Here is a 15,918-nt window from a genome sequence, read left to right as displayed (position 1 = left end):
AGGGCGAAAAGGCATAATTCACTCACCAATTGATTGTAGTATGAAGCGTACATTGCAGTTCATGCAATAGAAACCTGACATGGCAGCCGACTGGGGGAGGCTACGTTGTACAAAGTGCAACAGAATCGCGTTTATGAGCGAATAATCGCTGGAAATGAGACATTCTGTTGCAGAAACTACAGCGTAGCAAGAGAGAGGTTACTTAAACGACGAGTAGAGTGTACAAAGTGCAGCGTATCTTGGTCTCGCATAGTGGATAGTTTAGTTGCAGCGTAGCTTGGTCTGGCGTAGAGGATAGTCCACTGCGTAAATAGACCAAAGACGGGGGAGTTGCCCCTGCTTATGGCGGTAGTATTTTACAATATATGCCTATATATTTGTAAGGAAGTGCCTCTGGACGGGAAACGATTCGCTTGAAGGGAGACGGAAGAGCTTGTGGAGACGTGTTCGAAAAATAACGCTAAGCCTACTCGCCTTGCTTGTGACGCTAGCAGGTATAGGGACCATATATCAATGGTACGGAGCGAAGCAAGACAGAAAAACCTACCACCCTATCGGGAATCGGTACGATGTTGCTGACAAAAAGATGCATCTCTATACGGAAGGAACAGGGAATGTGACGGTCGTGTTCGCGTCTGGGTGGGGGACCGTCAATCCTTACGCGGATTTCTCCCCCTTGTATGAAGATCTAAAACCGCATGTGAAGCTGGCTGTCTATGATCGGTTCGGTTATGGCTACAGCGATATGACTGGTGGAAAGCGCGATATCGATACGATTACGAGCGAAATTCATGAGCTGCTTCAAGTCTCCGGGCAGAAGCCGCCTTATCTGTTTGCAGCCCATTCCCTTGGTTCACTGGAAGCCATCCGATATGCGCAGCGATTTCCCGATGAAGTAAAAGGCATTCTGCTTATTGAAGGCGGGAGCCCGGAATATTACCATACGAGCCCGGAGCTTACTTTTATCCCATGGTTACACAGCGCTCTTCGAACAACGGGCATATTGCGAACCTTATATCATCTAGACGGCTTCACCGGATGGGTCGCTGGCCAAAGCAACGGGGATAAGCTGTTGACGGAGGAGCTAAAGGAGCTAAATCGGAAAGCCGTGCTGCTTAAGATGGGGAACCGGAATATGAGGGATGAAATGAGGCAAAGCCGAGAGAATGCAGATACCGTATTAGCGGGCAGGAAACCTCTCCACATCCCTATTACTGTCCTGACTGCCGACTACTTCGGCAAGCTGGCCGAAGATAAAGCTTGGATGGAAGGCGAGGCAGCACTTCCTTCTTGGTCCGTTGCCGGCAAGCAAATCATCGTGCCAGACAGCTCCCATTATATACACAGCTATCAACCACAACTTGTTGTTGATGAATTGCTGCGTCTGGCAGGCTTTTGATTTATGGCGAATTCAAGCAGTCAACATGTCGTATTCGAATACCTATAAGGAATGGGAATGTATCTATTTCGATAATGGAACGTATTATTATCCGGTCGGAGATCAATTAGTCGTTCGATTAGGGTGAAGACGAAATTCCGCTAATAATGGATAACATATAATACGGAGAAATAGGTTATGACACAACCATTGCCAGAGCTTCGCAATGAAGGAAGCCCAATCATATTGCGTTATGCAAAGGAGTCTGATTTGGACGCCTATTATGCTTTTTTGCAGGATGTAGAGATGAACGAGCTTACGGGCTCGCAAACTGAATTTACACGCGATGCTATTGCGGCATGGATAAACAAAATCGGAGCCATGAACGATGATCGGGCAGATTTTGTCATTATCCTTGAGGAGACGGGCGAACTGCTTGGCGAGGTAGTTCTGAATGAGATTGACAGCATGAATCGCAGCGCCAATATCCGCATTGGCTTGCAAGGCACCAAGCATCGCGGACGCGGATACGGCACCGAAGCGATGATTCTTATGCTGCGCTATGGCTTTCTGGTGCTGAAGCTGCATCGGATTCATCTTGGCGTATATGCTTTCAATCCGCGGGCTATTCATGTATACGAGAAGCTTGGTTTCTATCGCGAGGGTATAGAACGGGACGCTTTGTTTTGGAACGGGGCGTATCATGACCTGATTACGATGTCGATGCTTGAGGATGAGTTCAGAGCGCATTACGAACTAATATAAAAATAGCCAAGCACAGTTATGCTGTGCTTGGCTATTTTGTTGGCGTTCAGCATCCGAAGCTAATCATCCGACGATGCGACGGTTTGCAGGCGGCTGCTGGCGAATTCACGGGCGCTTCGCCAATCAGCCAAATGATTCTCGAGCTGCTGGATGATCACATCTATTCCTTGCAGGAACGGAACCTGCCTGCTTGCTTGAATCGATGCAACAGATTGAAGCATCTCTGCTGTCAATGCGCGATGTACCGGAATGGCCGAAGCCAGCAGCTCAAGCGCTTGCTCGATGGGAGCTGCCGAGGAAGCGAGGCGGCTAGTCTTCTGCTCTTCGGCAGGAAGAGGCGGTGCTTGCTGCATCTCTGCTTTTGGCAAGGCGGCCTTCGGCTCAGGTGCAGGCTTGGCGCGTTCTGCTTTGTTCTGCTCATGGGTCGACCAGGTTTCGATCAATCCGCTTCCGGACTTGAAGAGCAGCTTGTCCTTGGTGCTGTCAGAGATCGTTTTGTCTTTGAACAGCTTTGCTATTTTCTTCACGTCGCTTACGGGCAGCTCATCTCTTGCTGCAATAAGCGCAAGCGCGTCTCGGTGCTCCATCGGCAAATCCTTAAGCGGCAGCAGTTGATCCTCGGTCAGCCTGTCCTTCTTGATTTCGGTGCCGCCGACGATCAGCTTTTTAACCGCATTGCTGAACTTAAGCAGCTCGCATTTGTTTTTAATATACGATTCAGGCTTGCCGAGCTTGGCTGATAAAAATTTAGTGGAGCTTCTGAATTTGGAATCATTCAGCAGCTTGTTGAAAGCTTCCGCCTCCTCAATTGGCGAGAAGCCTTCGCGCGTCAAGTTTTCAGCGATTTGCTCCAAATAAATTTCCAGCTCGTCGGTAACGGTGGATACGATGCAAGGTATGGTCGGCTTGCCGAGCATCTTGCTTGCTTTGTATCTGCGGTTGCCATAAATGATTTTGTATCGGCCGTTAGGTGTCGTTCTCACTTTAATGGGGGAGAGCAAACCGATCTCATCAATGCTCTTCATGAGTTCCTGCAGGGCTTCCTCATCGAATTGGTATCTGGGCTGATCGGTATCTTCGTCAATTAGATCGGTAACGATTTCAATGATATCCATATGAATTCTCCTTAAGGCTTTGCTGCCATGCTCAACGTTTCTCTTTTGTTGCTCGCTTGTTCTATTATATAGCATGGGCGGGAATGAGGAAACGATTGACGCAGCGGGGAAAATAAATGTATAGATTTCAAAGAAAATGGAACAATTGCACTCTATCCGGCGTTTTTAGTTATAAACGAAGGGGGATGGCGGATGCTGTCTTTAAAAAGATCGGGTATTGTTCTTCTATTATCTGTAGGGCTGCTGATAACCAGCTGCAGCAGCAAGCCGTACGGCCATTATCGCGATAATCAAATGATCGGTTTCATAGATGGACTTGATGAGCAGGAGAAGACGGTTCGTTTCAATATTTCGGAATGGGCGAAGCGGGATGAGCCAGGGCCAGCTATCGAGGATTGGGGAGCGGAGTATGAGGCGCGAGTGCTCGAAAGCACAACCATTACGAATGAAGCAGGCGAGAAGCTTGGCTGGGTCGACCTGAGGCTGGGACAGAAGGTGCAGATTAATCCGCCGAGCACAAAGGTGGTAACGGATACGCCGGATGAGCTCATTATTCTTTCGATGCCGAATGAGGAGCTCTTGATGAGAGCCGGATTGCTGGCTAGCCGTAAGGGTGATTTGCGAACAACGGTTGTTTATGGGAAAGGCGAATCGCAGCCCTATCCACTCGAAGCTTTCAAGGAAGAAGAAGCGAGAATTTTAATGAACGGCGGATATAGCTGGATGGAGCACGACCCCGCTTATGTAATGGATGTGCAGAAGGCATTTCGGATCGATGCGTTTCCGGTATTTCTTGTATTTGATACGGAAACGCTGGTGCTGAAATCAGAACGGTTGGAGGAAGTATTGGCCTTCAAAAAAGAAAGGAATGAGCAGTGAGAGATATGGAGCCGCTACAAGATGAATTATGGACGCAGGAGAATTTGCAGGCAGATTTCGAAAAACTAGGCATTGTATCCGGCATGACGGTGCTGATGCATAGCTCAATGAAGGCCATTGGAGGATTTGTAGCCGGTGGGCCGGTGGCCGTTATTTTGGCAATGGAGGCCTGTCTAGGCGATGGCGGAACGCTTGTTATGCCTACGCATACCGGAGACTTATCCGACCCGGAGAATTGGCGCAACCCGCCTGTCAACGAATCGTGGTGGGAGCCGATTAGAAAAGGAATGCCGGCTTTTACCGCGGATCTCACGCCTTGTTTCAACATGGGCATGATCAATGAGTGTTTTCGTAAACAAAGCGGCGTCGTGCGCAGCGACCATCCGCAAGTGTCTTTCGCTGCTTGGGGAGCGAAGAAGGACAGCATGACTGCGGATCATAGCCTAGCATACTGCTTAAGCGAGCAATCGCCAATTGCCCGCTTATATGGGGATGAGGGCTGGATTCTGCTGCTCGGCGTAGGACATGACCGCAATACAACCCTTCATTTGGCGGAATATCGGGCGCAATATGCAGGCAAGGCCGAGATGATCAACAAGGCGCCGATATGGATAGAAGGTAAGAGGGAGTGGGCTGCGTTCGCGGATATTGATTTCTGTTCGGATGATTTTGAACAGCTGGGGCAAGCATTTGAGCGTGAAACGGGCTTGATTCGCAGAGGGAAGGTAGGGCATGCGGAGGCGCAGCTTATGCCAGCGAAACCGCTGGTCGATTTTGCCGTCGAATGGATGGAAAGCCATCGGATTTAGCGATTTATTAAGACAAGATGCAACCTAGTCTGGGCTTGTAAAAAAAGAGTCTTTAGGACTAGTAAAAATTAGGTATAAAGTTTGGATATTTTTCCCCTATTGTCGAATGATGGTGGTATGATAAGCGATATAACATTGTCCATCATCAGCCCATTACTTAGAGCGATAATCTGGTAGGATGGGCGCAAAGCAGAGGGGAAACCAGCTATGGTAACGGTATTAAAAAAACATTTGATTGTCCGCATTTTATGCGCGATGACAGCGGTGATGATTCTAATAGCGGCAGGCTATATCGGCACACAGGTTGTACAGACCAAATCGGCTGTCGAAGAGGCGATTAACAGCTATAATATCCGAATTGCGGAGAGCTATGCCGTTACGCTGCAGATTGATCGTTTTTCCGAGTTTCTGAAAGAACCGAAGGAGACAGAGCTGTACTGGTCTCTTCGAGAAGAACTCAGTCATTTCCGTACACAAATCGGAGCGAGATATGTTTATTTTGTCCGCTTTGCGGATAATCTGGAGCCGAGAATTATGATAGACGGCCTGCCCAAGGATGCTAGCGACGCTTCGCCGATAGATGAAGTCACTGACATGCCAGCTGAAGCAGCCGAAGCGGTTGTGGCGGGAAGAAACGCAAGCTCGCCTCTTATAGAGAATCCGGTGTACGGGTCCTACCTATCGGCATATGTTCCATTGAAGAACGAGAGCGGGACAGTGGTTGGAGCGCTTGGCATCGATACGGATGCTGCCGTATTTCAACAGCTTGCTGCAGATGTCATTTGGGAGAGCATGCCTCTGTACATCATGATGCTGCTTATCACCCTTGTATTAATCGGAGCCATTGTATGGTTCGTTAGACGCTCGCTGCAGCCGCTGCAAACCGTAACCGCCAGCGCAGAGAAGATGGCATCTGGGGATTTGGCGGAGGCCAATGCGATTTTGCGCGCAACGCCAGTTACCTCGGTGGATGAGATCGGCACCGTTTATAGGGCGATGCTCACGATGTCGGAGAATCTGAACGAGAGGGTTCGCGGCGTTGTTGTGAATGTAGGGAAAACGTCAGAGCAGCTCGTTTCATCCTCGCAAGCTTTTGCCAGCCATGCGGATCAAATGCTGCAAATGGGCGAAACGATGAATGGCTCCGTGCAGCATATCTATGAAGGCGCGCATGCGCAGAAGAAAAGCGCGGAGGACAGTGCACTAGCGATGGAAGAGATCGCAGTAGGCATTGTAAGGATTGCGGAGTCGTCATCGACAGTCTCCAATGCGGCGGTACAGTCGCTTGAAAGCGCGCAATCAGGCGAAACGGCTATGAAGCAGCTGAATAACCAGATCAGGAGCATCTCGGTTTCAACAGCGCAGACGCTCGATATGGCAAGGCAGCTGAAGGAGTATACCGGACAGATTGGACTAGTTATCGGCTCTGTCAGCGAGTTTGCCAACCAGACCAAGCTGCTTGCATTGAATGCCTCCATAGAAGCCGCGCGTGCTGGCGAGCATGGAGCGGGTTTCATGGTCGTGGCGAAGGAGGTTCGCAAGCTTGCGGAAGCCTCCGCAGCATCCGTGCAGCAGATCTCGACGCTGCTTGGCAATATCGAAACGGAGTCTGGCACAATCAGCACGGAGATGGAAAAGGTTTCGCTAGAAATTAATGATGGTGTTTCGCTATCGGGGGAAGCGGCGGAGGCATTCCTGCAAGCCGTGGCATCGTTCCGCCTCGTAAGCGAGCAAATTATGGAGGTATCGGCTGCTACGGAGCAATTGACCGCCGGCTCCGAGGAGGTCGCAGCGACGGTAAGCAGCATCGCTCATATCGCAAGCGGCGTATCCGATCAAACGGAGCAGATACAGACGCTCACAGCCAAACAGCTGGAAATGATGAAGCAGGTGCAGGAGGCCTCTGCTCTATTAAGCGAGAACACAAGGGATATGAGAGAGGCCGTCGCAAAGGTTAATGTGTAAAGATGTGGAAGCGAGCGAGGAAGCTGCGTAATCTGCATATTGAAGGTAGAAGCATACTTGCTCGTAATCAGATCCTATTGCGCTTTGAAAAGCAATGAGGGGAAATGCCCGTTAGCATACGCTAACCCGGGCATTTCCCCTTTATTTATGCGCTATAAGGAAAGCCTCAGCTTTTTATCCAAGTATTTGAGCGCTTTCTCCGTGCATACCTCGGCAAGTTCCGCTTTGACAGCCGTTTTCGCTTCTGCCAAATGACGAGGCGCCTCCGGCGTGTCGCTCAGCGTTTCATAGAGCCAATGCTCTGAGGTTTCGTAACACATACTGCTCCACCCGCCCTCGATGTCACTCTCCTGAGCTCCTGTAATGACGATATCCGCATAGTTTTGCAAATCAACAAGCGCTCTTTCGTAATCCTTTTTCTGCTCCTTGGCGGTCAACCGGGATTCCTTGCGCAAATTTCTAGCGTCAATATTGCCAGCTTCCTTGATGATTCGGTATATATCCCGTGCGTGCTGAGACAATAAACCGCTTTGAAATCGAGCTTCTACGTTATTCCCTTGCGATAGCAGAAGCGGAATGTAAGGGAATAAGCTGACCTGAACGAAGCTTAACTTGGAGCCGAAAAACTTCCCATATGCCGCATGCTCGTCCTTGACGATCTTGACGCGCCACAGCCAAGGATCATGCTCGTTATCTTTGTGCCAGCTATCGCTTGGTGCGACTGAAGTAAGCGAAGGGTGATCGGGAATCAGATCGGAAAATGGGAAAATTTTATATTGATCAACCAGTTGCACGAATTCCGGGTACGTTGTAATACTCATGCGTTCACTCCTCATTTAAGTTACTCTATTATTCTAGTAATTCCCAACGCTATCCTGCTTTACACGATGTATTCAAGGAAATAAGATAGAAACCTTTTTAAGCGAGTTGACGTCATATATAGGAATGTTTACATAATAAGGTTGCTAAGGGAGGCGATGGCATGCATGTGAAAAATACGGTTTTGGCAATGGCAGCGACAGTGCTCCTGCTAACCGGCTGCGCAGCGGATGCGAAGAAGCCGATCGTTGCGAGCGAACAGGATGTCGTAGCTGCTCCGGCAAGCCATATATCCATTGCCAAAATTTCGGGGGGAAGCAACGAAACGGTTGTCTTTTCCGAAAAGGAACAGGTAGAAGCTTTTAAACGCGCCGTCCAAACTGCTCAGGAGCTTCCCGGCATCTTGAACGTGAGTGCGGCTGATTATGCATTCACGATTACCCTTCAGCTTGAGGCGCGCAAGTATCTCCTATGGCTTGGGCCAAGCGAGCAGCAAGGCATGATTATGAATGCCAAGGAGACCCACAAAGGATATGCGCTTACAACGGCTGCAACGGCAGAGCTTCTGCAGCTAGTCGAAGCGGACGCACGTCTCGATAATGCGTTATGATAAAGAGGACAGATGCGAAATTGACTGAATAAGTTTAAAAGGAAGTGTTTTTATTCATAGGATTAAAAAAATCGATATAACCGATCCACGCATTGCGGAGGCCGTGCTGGGCATTCAAATGCCATCCTACAAGGTAGAGGCGGAGCTAATCGGCTTTGAGGAGCTGCCTCCGCTAAAGGATACCGTAGAAACGCTGATCGTTTGCGGCGAAGATTTTTACGGTTATTATTTGGACAGTGAGTTATGCGGGGCTATCGCGATAAAACGGGAAGAGGAAATCATCGACATTCATCGATTGATGGTGCACCCGGAGCATTTCCGAAAAGGAATTGCTAAAGAGCTGCTGCTTTACGTCGAGCGGTTAGCGGGCTCAGAAGATGTGATTGTGGTTGCAACGGGAACCGAAAACGTTCCGGCCGTCAGCTTTTACAAGCAGAGCGGGTTTGTGGAAACGGACGTGTTCCTGGTGGAAGGCCAGCTGTCGATTACCTCTTTCCAGAAGAAGACATGATAGGTTCAATATCTAACTAGGCGTAAGGAGAACGATTCATTGCAGTTATTACGAAAGGCAAAGAGCGGTACGCATGAAGTTTCCGTGTATGAAGCGAGTCAGCTTTATGGGGAAATCGGTAAGTTTCGGTTCCTGCAATTTTCCGACCATGCGATACAGGGCGCCATTGATTTGAAGGACCCGAAGCGGATCGTGCTGGAATATCCAAGAGCGATGATCCACTTGATGGAGAGAAACGATCCTGCATTCAATCATGTGTTTATGATCGGACACGGCGTCGGGACAATTCCCGGCCATTACCCGAATAAGCAATTTGTCGTAGCGGAAATCGACGAGGCGGTAGTCGAGCTAAGCAAAACGTACTTTCATTACCACATGGATAATGTACGAGTCGGTGACGGACGCTTGCTTCTGGGCGAGCAGGAGCAGGGCAGCTTCGATTATATTATATTGGACGCGTTCACGGAGGCCGGCACGCCCTATCATTTAATGACATTAGAGTTTATGGTGCTGGCTGAGGCGAAGCTCGGTGCAAGAGGCATGCTTCTGCTGAATGTAACGGGCAAACTGAAAAATGACACCCTAATCGATGCCGTATACGCGACGCTCAAAGAAGCTTTCACGTATGTTAAAGCTTTCTCCCTTAAAGCGGAGCATCTTGCGGATGCCCGAAACATTATATTGGCAGCAAGCAATCATCCGATTGCATATGAATCGATGGCCATGGCCGGTTTCTTTGAGATTGAACTGGATGAAGGCTACGTCATGCGTGACAAACAAGACGCTTAAGAGAGCTGCGGCAGCAGGTTCATTCGTTTGATGCAAAAGATTTAGTAGGCTTGTTGCCTCATTAGGCTGCGATCTTCATGCAAAAAAGAATGGCTAATGCAGTAGATTACCGCTTGCAATGATAGAAGCTAGCAGGTTTGCTGGTACAAAAGGCTACCGCTTGTGAAACAGGAGCTTATTGGCAAGCTCTTTCGTGGAGCAATCCGCGTAAACCTCGACAGCTTGATTCTGCCCGTTGATTGCCAGTAATCGAATATCCTTTTTGTCTATTCCCATCCATTCCGGCGAATGCCACGTTTTGCGGCAGACGAGAAAACGGCCCTCATAAAAAACGACTTTCCATCTCATAGAAACATATTTCTCCTTTGTTCGTCAGATGCCTCGGTAGAGATATCCGGTACTGTATTTCTCATTGTCCGTCAAATGCCACTGCAGAGATATCCGGTACATGCCTATTTTGTACAATGCGGCGATAGTCGCGAGGCGTCATGCCGACAATTCTTTTGAAGTGCGTGAGAAAGGCATCGATATTTTTATAGCCGACTTCTTCTGCGATCGAACCGATTTTTTGCTGCGAGCTTCTAAGAAGCACGCAGCTTTTTTTGATCCGCAGCTGCTGCAGATAACGAAGAAAGGATTGTCCGGTATGCGCCTTGAATACACGGCCGAAATGCCGCTCGCTCCACTGGCAGCGTTCAGCAAGCTGGCCGACCGTCAAGTTTTCGTGTGCATGCTGTTCCATATAGATAAGGATATGCTGGACGGAAACCGGCTTGATCGATGGCTTGCTTGCATGTTGGAGCAGCCTATGAATAGATACGAGCAGCTGTACGAGCAGTGACCGCAAGCATGCATCCGACCCGATTTGCTGGTTATTGTACTCGCGAAGCAGGCTGCAGAATAAGGCATCGATGAGACCTTCGTCATCAAAAAGGGGTTGGAACGCCGCTGGGTGAGTGAGCTGCTGCTCCAGTAAATCCGCAATCGGCGGCGCTCCGCCAATCCAATCACGCAAAATTATGAGCAGAGATGAACGGAAGACACAGTTATATACAATAAGCGGAGGGCTGGTTTGTGAAGGCGTTGATGGCCGGAATACATGCGATATACCTGGCGGCAGTATAAACAACAATCCTTTGTGCACGGAAACGACGGTTTCTCCGATATGATGAAAGCCCTTGCCCTCTGCTACATAAGCAAGCTCGATGAAATCATGGTTATGGAGCGGGAGATGAAAATTTTCTGCAGCTCGGTTTACAAAGATGTACTCGTCTTCTTGAAGAAATTGCTCGACCTTGTACAACTGAGAATGTTTCGTAGCCAAAGTCCTATTCCTCCTCTATACGGATGTCGTTTTTCAATGATTAAATGTCCGGAATAATAGTAATTCAGTTCATTGATTTTACTATAATGAGAGAAAGAATGCACGTGCTTGCAGCCGAGTGCTGGCACAGAGGGAGCTGGATCACATGGTCAATAGGAATTGGAATGCGAGCTGGATATGGGGCGGAGAAGAGGAAAGCCCGCGCAATGAATGGCGCTGCTTCCGAAAAAGCTTCGTGCCTCCACAATCAGCTGAAGGCACTGCGGAGCAGATACCAACGGTTCTGCGAATTAGTGCGGACTCCCGTTATGTTCTTTATATAAACGGCAAGCAGATTGGCAGAGGCCCAGTACGCTCTTGGACGGTTGAGCAGTTTTATGATTGTTATGATATTGGGCATTTGCTGATTCCGGGGCAGACCAATACGATCGCAGTATTCGTGCTTCACTTTGGCGTTTCGACCTTCTATTATTTGCGCGGCCGCGGCGGCTTGCTTGTACAGATCGACAGCCTGCAGGAATCGGGTGCCGAGATGCTGCTTGCTACTGATGATGCTTGGAAAACGTCAATTCACGAGGGCCATCATACACGTGCACCGCGAATGTCCTGCCAGCAGGGCTTCTCGGAGTATGTGAATGCAGGCTTATGGCCGGATCATTGGATCGAAAACGGCTTTGATGATCAAAGCTGGGAGAAGCCCTGCGTTATCGGTGAGGTGGGGGTAGGCCCGTGGGTGTCACTTAAGGAGCGTGATATTCCTTTGCTGGCGGAATATCCGCTCTATCCTTCCCGAATTGTGTCCATGAACAGCGTTCGGTCTTTTACGCTCTCGACAGCAATAGATATGCGCAATCATATGGTTGCGGGCAGCGAGAATCACGCCAATGTGGTTGGATTCACGGGATACGCCGCAACGATCCTCCGTGCGGAGGAGGAGACTGGGATTATACTAGGCTTACCTTTTGCAGGAGAATGCGTAGGCTCAGTATCGCTGAATGGGAACAAGCTGAGCGAGGAGCTTTTTACAGGGACCATGCCGGAACGATATGCTTCCGTTAAGCTCATGAAAGGTGATAACCTGCTGTTGATCGATGTTAGCGGACGGATGCATACGGGCAAGCTGCATGTCAGCTTATACAGCGAATCAGCTATCGCTTGGAGAAGTCCGCTGCTAGCAGAGGAAGTCGGCCAACAAGAGAGCAAATCTCCGTTTATATCGATTGGACCATTTGATTCGACGTTTTATCTCGATCACCAGACGACAAGAGAGATTGATTTCGAGGACAAAACATATAAAGAGGTTATCGAAAAAGTAGCTGCTGTGGAGGATTTAGCCGCATATTCGGATTTTATCCACGAGATTGATGAACGCTATGTGAGTGAAGCGGATGTATTCGGCCTGTCTGTCTGGAAAAAAGAGAGCAACCCGCATCCCGTCCCGGCAGCGCTGCAACATGCAGTAATTCCGAATGCGGAAGCCGGGATCGTTCCGATCTACCCTGGCTTTGACACGGAGCTTGTGATTGATTTCGGCAAGGAGCTAACTGGTTACCTCTCGTTTGAAGTAGAGGCAGAAGCGGGGACGATACTGGATTTCTACGGATTCGAATATATGACGGAGGATTACCGGCAGGATACGTTCGGACTTGATAATACGCTTCGTTATGTGTGCAGAGAGGGAAGGCAGCAATACGTATCCCCCATACGAAGAGGACTCCGTTATTTGATGTTGACGGTTCGTGAGGCTGGACGGTCGGTCAAGCTGATCAACGTTCATTACATGGCAAATCATTATCCAATTGCTGAAATAGGCAGCTTCCAATGCTCAGATCCGCTGCTTAATGACATTTGGGAAATTAGCCGTCATACGACGAAGCTTTGCATGGAAGATACGTTTGTGGACTGCCCGGCCTATGAGCAAGTGTTCTGGGTAGGAGACAGCCGCAATGAGGCGCTTGTAAGCAACTATTTGTTTGGCGTTAATGACATCGTAAAGCGCTGCTTGCGTCTTGTTCCGGGCTCCAAAGATCAAACGCCGCTATTTGCCGATCAGGTACCAAGCGGTTGGAGCAGCGTGATCCCGAACTGGACATTCTTTTGGGCGATGGCTTGCCGAGAATACGTGGAGCAGACCGGAGATATGGACTTTGCAGCTGAGATGTATCCGCATATCCGTTTTACGCTGGAGCATTACCTAAAAGAAATCAATGAAGAAGGCCTTCTTGCGATAAAAGGCTGGAATCTATTAGACTGGTCGCCGATCGATCAGCCGAATGACGGAATCGTGACGCATCAGAATTGCTTTTTGGTAAAAACGCTGCGCGTAGCCGCTGAGATGGCCGTCTTCGCAAATGATCCGAATGGACACCATCGCTTCACGGAAGCGGCGAACCTGCTTCAAGCTGCTATCAATCATCATCTGTGGTCGGAGGAACAATCCGCCTATTTGGATTGCGTCCATGTAGATGGACGGAGATCGGATATTTTTTCAGTGCAGACGCAGGTAGTAGCCTATTTGACTGGGGTTGCGCAAGCTGATAGAAGCGATATCGTAGAAAGTTATTTAGAAGAGGCGCCTGAGCATTTCGTTCAAATCGGCAGTCCGTTCATGTCCTTCTTCTATTATGAGGCACTATCGAAATCCGGTCGGAATACGGCAATCGTGGATGATATTCGCTTGAATTTCGGGCAAATGATTGAACATGACGCTACAACCTGCTGGGAGATGTACCCTAATTTCACGGAAAATAGAGCTAATCCAAATATGCTGACTAGAAGTCACTGTCACGCTTGGTCGGCAGCACCGGCTTATTTTCTTGGTCACGAGGTGCTCGGCATTCGCATTGCGGCGATTGGCTGGTCAGAGGTGGACATTCGTCCGGAGCCAAGCGGTCTATCATGGGCGAAAGGGAGCGTGCCCCTGCCTGATGCAGGTCGAATCGATGTGTCATGGAAGCTACTGGGGGATGAGACAATAGAAATTTTTGTGCAATATCCCGAGTCAGTCAAAATAAATATACGGATTCCGGAGGGCTACCGCGGCGTTATTCGAGAAAAGAAACTTCTCGTATAGGCTGTTCAAGGCAGATTCCTTTTATAGTAAGAACAAATAAGCTTTCACCATGCGGACAAATAAGCTCTCCCTGCCTTCTGGCAGCGGAGAGCTTATTTGTATGGATTGATTAATAGAGATCAAACATGTTAACCTCGTAGCCTTGCATTTTCAAATACGTAAAGAGCTGAGCTCGGTGATGCTGCGCATGGGTCGTTATTTCAACGAGCCATTTGGCTTGTACAGTACCATGCTCGAGATAGAAGGGCTTTGTGCTTTTATGAAGGAAATCTTCCTCGGAAAGACTCTCCATATAGCTTTTGACTTCATGGAGGCCGGTTGCCATCCAACCAATAAGGCGTTCAATATCCGAGTTTTCAGCGATGTCGGCTTCCAGCCTGCGTATAACGGTTTCGCTGTTCTCTTGTAAAATGAGCAAATCCGAAGATGGAACGGAAACGAGATGCTCGGTTAACTCCAGCAGCGATCTCATATTCGCGTGCGGTCTGAAGCTCCAATGCTCTGGCGAAATTTTGCGAATGAGATTCGAGGATGTTTTGACGATATGCTCCAATTCTTCTAGCAGCACAGCTTTGACTTCATTTACAGCTGACATGAGGTTTCACTCCATTCATATGTTGAAATCCTATTACGCCTTAGTAGGCTCAGTTTTAATTGTAGATTATAATAGTGACAATCGTTGTCATAAATACAAAAAGAATTATGGAGGATATCCATGTCGAAATCGAAGCGTCTGATTGAATTGATGATGACCGTTAACCGTAAGCGGAAGTTTACTGTCAAAGAGCTTGCTCAGGAGTTTGAGGTATCTACGCGCACTATTTTAAGGGATTTGCAGGAGCTGAGTGAGCTCGGTGTTCCTTTATATTCAGAAGTAGGGCCGCATGGCGGTTATCAGGTGCTAAAGGAGAGAATATTGCCGCCGATTGCGTTTACGGAAGAGGAGGCGGTCGCTATTTTTTTCGCCAGCCATGCCCTCCGCCATTACGCCTATCTTCCGTTTAAGGAAGAAGCCGCATCGGCACTCAGCAAATTTTACTTCTATATGACGGGGGAAGTTCGCGACCGAATTGATCAAATGAAGCATAGAATTGATATTTTCACACCGGAGAGGAGCTCTGAAGTACCGTTTTTATCCATATTGCTTGAAGCGTCCATTCATCAAAAGGTGCTGCATATTGGCTATGATTCGCGTGAGGGAAAGCTGAGCCGGCCGATTCAACCGATTGGTCTTTATGCCAGCAATGGCTTTTGGTATTGCCCTGCCTATTGTTATTTGCGAAAAGAACTGCGATTGTTTCGGTGCGACCGTATCCAAACAGCCGAGTATGATTCAACCGGAATGGTGCCTATGGACTTCCGGGAGGTTCATCTTGGCAACCGGGATGATTATTTTCAAACGGAAGTGAAATATATCGAGCTTTACGTAGAACTCAGTAGAGAAGGCGTGCAGCGCTGCGAGACTGAGTTGTGGCCGATGCCCACGCTTCATGTTCGGGAGGACGGAACGGGATGGCTGGATGGGAAGGCTCGCCATGTAGACATTCCTTATTACGCGAAGTTTTTTATGGGCTTGGGAAATGAGGCAACCGTGAAGGAACCAGCTGAACTAATTGAAAGCATGAAGGTGATATTATTGGAGATGATGACGAAGTATGTATAGATTCCATTGAAAAGGATCAGACTGTTTGAAGTGGTTTTGAAATAAATTTAAAAAACACTTGCAATACTGTGCTTGTCCATGGTATATTCTTATTCCGGCCAAGAAATACACCGGAACGAAAGAAAAAGATTGCTCTTTGAAAACTGAACAACGAGTAACAACTGCCTCGCAAATCCTTCGGGATAAGCGAAAAAGCGATAACAAGTAATGAGCATTTC

The 15,918-nt window shown here is 48.6% G+C and carries 15 protein-coding genes; 10 read left to right on the top strand and 5 right to left on the bottom strand.

Annotated elements, in window-relative coordinates; all coding sequences use genetic code 11:
• Positions 1-433 precede the first annotated feature (433 nt).
• Together FHS16_RS17005 and FHS16_RS17000 are read left to right on the top strand one after the other, a co-directional pair.
• On the top strand, positions 434-1,399 hold the full coding sequence (locus FHS16_RS17005) for an alpha/beta hydrolase (RefSeq protein WP_183564944.1): 966 nt from the start codon (positions 434-436) through the stop codon (positions 1,397-1,399).
• A gap of 177 nt (positions 1,400-1,576) precedes the next feature.
• Positions 1,577-2,143, top strand: a complete 567-nt coding sequence (locus FHS16_RS17000; protein ID WP_183564941.1) for a GNAT family N-acetyltransferase — start codon at positions 1,577-1,579, stop codon at positions 2,141-2,143.
• Positions 2,144-2,202: 59 nt separating this feature from the next.
• Here the strand turns inward: FHS16_RS17000 and FHS16_RS16995 are convergent, their stop codons facing one another.
• Positions 2,203-3,258 carry a ParB/RepB/Spo0J family partition protein gene (locus FHS16_RS16995; protein ID WP_183564938.1) on the bottom strand — a complete coding sequence of 352 codons (1,056 nt, stop codon included), beginning with the start codon at positions 3,256-3,258 and terminating at the stop codon, positions 2,203-2,205.
• Between the two features lie 192 nt (positions 3,259-3,450).
• Between FHS16_RS16995 and FHS16_RS16990 the strand changes: the two genes are divergently transcribed.
• The 3 genes from FHS16_RS16990 (at position 3,451) to FHS16_RS16980 (ending at position 6,911) form a co-directional block, all read left to right on the top strand.
• On the top strand, positions 3,451-4,137 hold the full coding sequence (locus FHS16_RS16990; protein ID WP_183564935.1) for a hypothetical protein: 687 nt from the start codon (positions 3,451-3,453) through the stop codon (positions 4,135-4,137).
• Positions 4,138-4,142: 5 nt separating this feature from the next.
• Positions 4,143-4,946: an AAC(3) family N-acetyltransferase gene (locus FHS16_RS16985; protein ID WP_183564931.1), complete on the top strand. Its 804-nt coding sequence runs from the start codon at positions 4,143-4,145 to the stop codon at positions 4,944-4,946.
• A 207-nt stretch (positions 4,947-5,153) separates the two neighbouring features.
• Positions 5,154-6,911 carry a methyl-accepting chemotaxis protein gene (locus FHS16_RS16980; protein WP_183564928.1) on the top strand — a complete coding sequence of 586 codons (1,758 nt, stop codon included), beginning with the start codon at positions 5,154-5,156 and terminating at the stop codon, positions 6,909-6,911.
• A gap of 152 nt (positions 6,912-7,063) precedes the next feature.
• On the opposite strand, the gene FHS16_RS16975 is transcribed toward FHS16_RS16980, so the two are convergent.
• A complete protein-coding gene (locus FHS16_RS16975) occupies positions 7,064-7,732 on the bottom strand; it encodes an AlkZ-related protein (RefSeq protein WP_183564925.1) in 669 nt (222 codons plus the stop codon).
• A 161-nt stretch (positions 7,733-7,893) separates the two neighbouring features.
• Here FHS16_RS16975 and FHS16_RS16970 point away from each other — a divergent pair, with 161 nt between their 5' ends.
• The 3 genes from FHS16_RS16970 to FHS16_RS16960 all read left to right on the top strand — a co-directional run bounded on the left by FHS16_RS16970 (position 7,894) and on the right by FHS16_RS16960 (position 9,640).
• A complete protein-coding gene (locus FHS16_RS16970; protein ID WP_183564922.1) occupies positions 7,894-8,340 on the top strand; it encodes a YhfM domain-containing protein in 447 nt (148 codons plus the stop codon).
• 103 nt (positions 8,341-8,443) lie between these two features.
• A complete protein-coding gene (locus FHS16_RS16965; protein ID WP_312890948.1) occupies positions 8,444-8,851 on the top strand; it encodes a GNAT family N-acetyltransferase in 408 nt (135 codons plus the stop codon).
• A 39-nt stretch (positions 8,852-8,890) separates the two neighbouring features.
• Positions 8,891-9,640, top strand: a complete 750-nt coding sequence (locus FHS16_RS16960) for a spermidine synthase (protein ID WP_183564919.1) — start codon at positions 8,891-8,893, stop codon at positions 9,638-9,640.
• Between the two features lie 153 nt (positions 9,641-9,793).
• On the opposite strand, the gene FHS16_RS16955 is transcribed toward FHS16_RS16960, so the two are convergent.
• Together FHS16_RS16955 and FHS16_RS16950 are read right to left on the bottom strand one after the other, a co-directional pair.
• Positions 9,794-9,988: a hypothetical protein gene (locus FHS16_RS16955; RefSeq protein ID WP_183564916.1), complete on the bottom strand. Its 195-nt coding sequence runs from the start codon at positions 9,986-9,988 to the stop codon at positions 9,794-9,796.
• 61 nt (positions 9,989-10,049) lie between these two features.
• Entirely contained in the window at positions 10,050-10,964 is a 915-nt protein-coding gene (locus FHS16_RS16950) for an AraC family transcriptional regulator (RefSeq protein ID WP_183564913.1), read from the bottom strand.
• 145 nt (positions 10,965-11,109) lie between these two features.
• Here FHS16_RS16950 and FHS16_RS16945 point away from each other — a divergent pair, with 145 nt between their 5' ends.
• Positions 11,110-14,037: a family 78 glycoside hydrolase catalytic domain gene (locus FHS16_RS16945; protein WP_183564910.1), complete on the top strand. Its 2,928-nt coding sequence runs from the start codon at positions 11,110-11,112 to the stop codon at positions 14,035-14,037.
• Positions 14,038-14,146: 109 nt separating this feature from the next.
• Here FHS16_RS16945 and FHS16_RS16940 read toward each other — a convergent pair whose 3' ends face one another.
• Entirely contained in the window at positions 14,147-14,632 is a 486-nt protein-coding gene (locus FHS16_RS16940) for a DinB family protein (RefSeq protein WP_183564907.1), read from the bottom strand.
• Positions 14,633-14,752: 120 nt separating this feature from the next.
• Here FHS16_RS16940 and FHS16_RS16935 point away from each other — a divergent pair, with 120 nt between their 5' ends.
• A complete protein-coding gene (locus tag FHS16_RS16935; RefSeq protein WP_183564904.1) occupies positions 14,753-15,700 on the top strand; it encodes a helix-turn-helix transcriptional regulator in 948 nt (315 codons plus the stop codon).
• Positions 15,701-15,918: the final 218 nt, after the last annotated feature.

Source organism: Paenibacillus endophyticus, from assembly GCF_014192395.1.
Classification (GTDB): Bacteria; Bacillota; Bacilli; order Paenibacillales; family Paenibacillaceae; genus Pristimantibacillus; species Pristimantibacillus endophyticus.
Note: the sequence above shows the minus strand (reverse complement) of the source record. Positions and strands in the feature narration are given on the sequence as shown.

Excerpts from the sequence above, each read along its gene's own strand:
- FHS16_RS16970 (WP_183564922.1), top strand. The coding sequence starts at position 7,894 with ATGCATGTGAAAAATACGGTTTTGGCAATGGCAGCGACAGTGCTCCTG.
- FHS16_RS16990 (WP_183564935.1), top strand. The coding sequence starts at position 3,451 with ATGCTGTCTTTAAAAAGATCGGGTATTGTTCTTCTATTATCTGTAGGG.
- FHS16_RS16975 (WP_183564925.1), bottom strand. The coding sequence starts at position 7,732 with ATGAGTATTACAACGTACCCGGAATTCGTGCAACTGGTTGATCAATAT.
- FHS16_RS17000 (WP_183564941.1), top strand. The coding sequence starts at position 1,577 with ATGACACAACCATTGCCAGAGCTTCGCAATGAAGGAAGCCCAATCATA.
- FHS16_RS16945 (WP_183564910.1), top strand. The coding sequence starts at position 11,110 with ATGGTCAATAGGAATTGGAATGCGAGCTGGATATGGGGCGGAGAAGAG.
- FHS16_RS16995 (WP_183564938.1), bottom strand. The coding sequence starts at position 3,258 with ATGGATATCATTGAAATCGTTACCGATCTAATTGACGAAGATACCGAT.
- FHS16_RS16940 (WP_183564907.1), bottom strand. The coding sequence starts at position 14,632 with ATGTCAGCTGTAAATGAAGTCAAAGCTGTGCTGCTAGAAGAATTGGAG.
- FHS16_RS16980 (WP_183564928.1), top strand. The coding sequence starts at position 5,154 with ATGGTAACGGTATTAAAAAAACATTTGATTGTCCGCATTTTATGCGCG.
- FHS16_RS16935 (WP_183564904.1), top strand. The coding sequence starts at position 14,753 with ATGTCGAAATCGAAGCGTCTGATTGAATTGATGATGACCGTTAACCGT.
- FHS16_RS16985 (WP_183564931.1), top strand. The coding sequence starts at position 4,143 with ATGGAGCCGCTACAAGATGAATTATGGACGCAGGAGAATTTGCAGGCA.
- FHS16_RS16955 (WP_183564916.1), bottom strand. The coding sequence starts at position 9,988 with ATGAGATGGAAAGTCGTTTTTTATGAGGGCCGTTTTCTCGTCTGCCGC.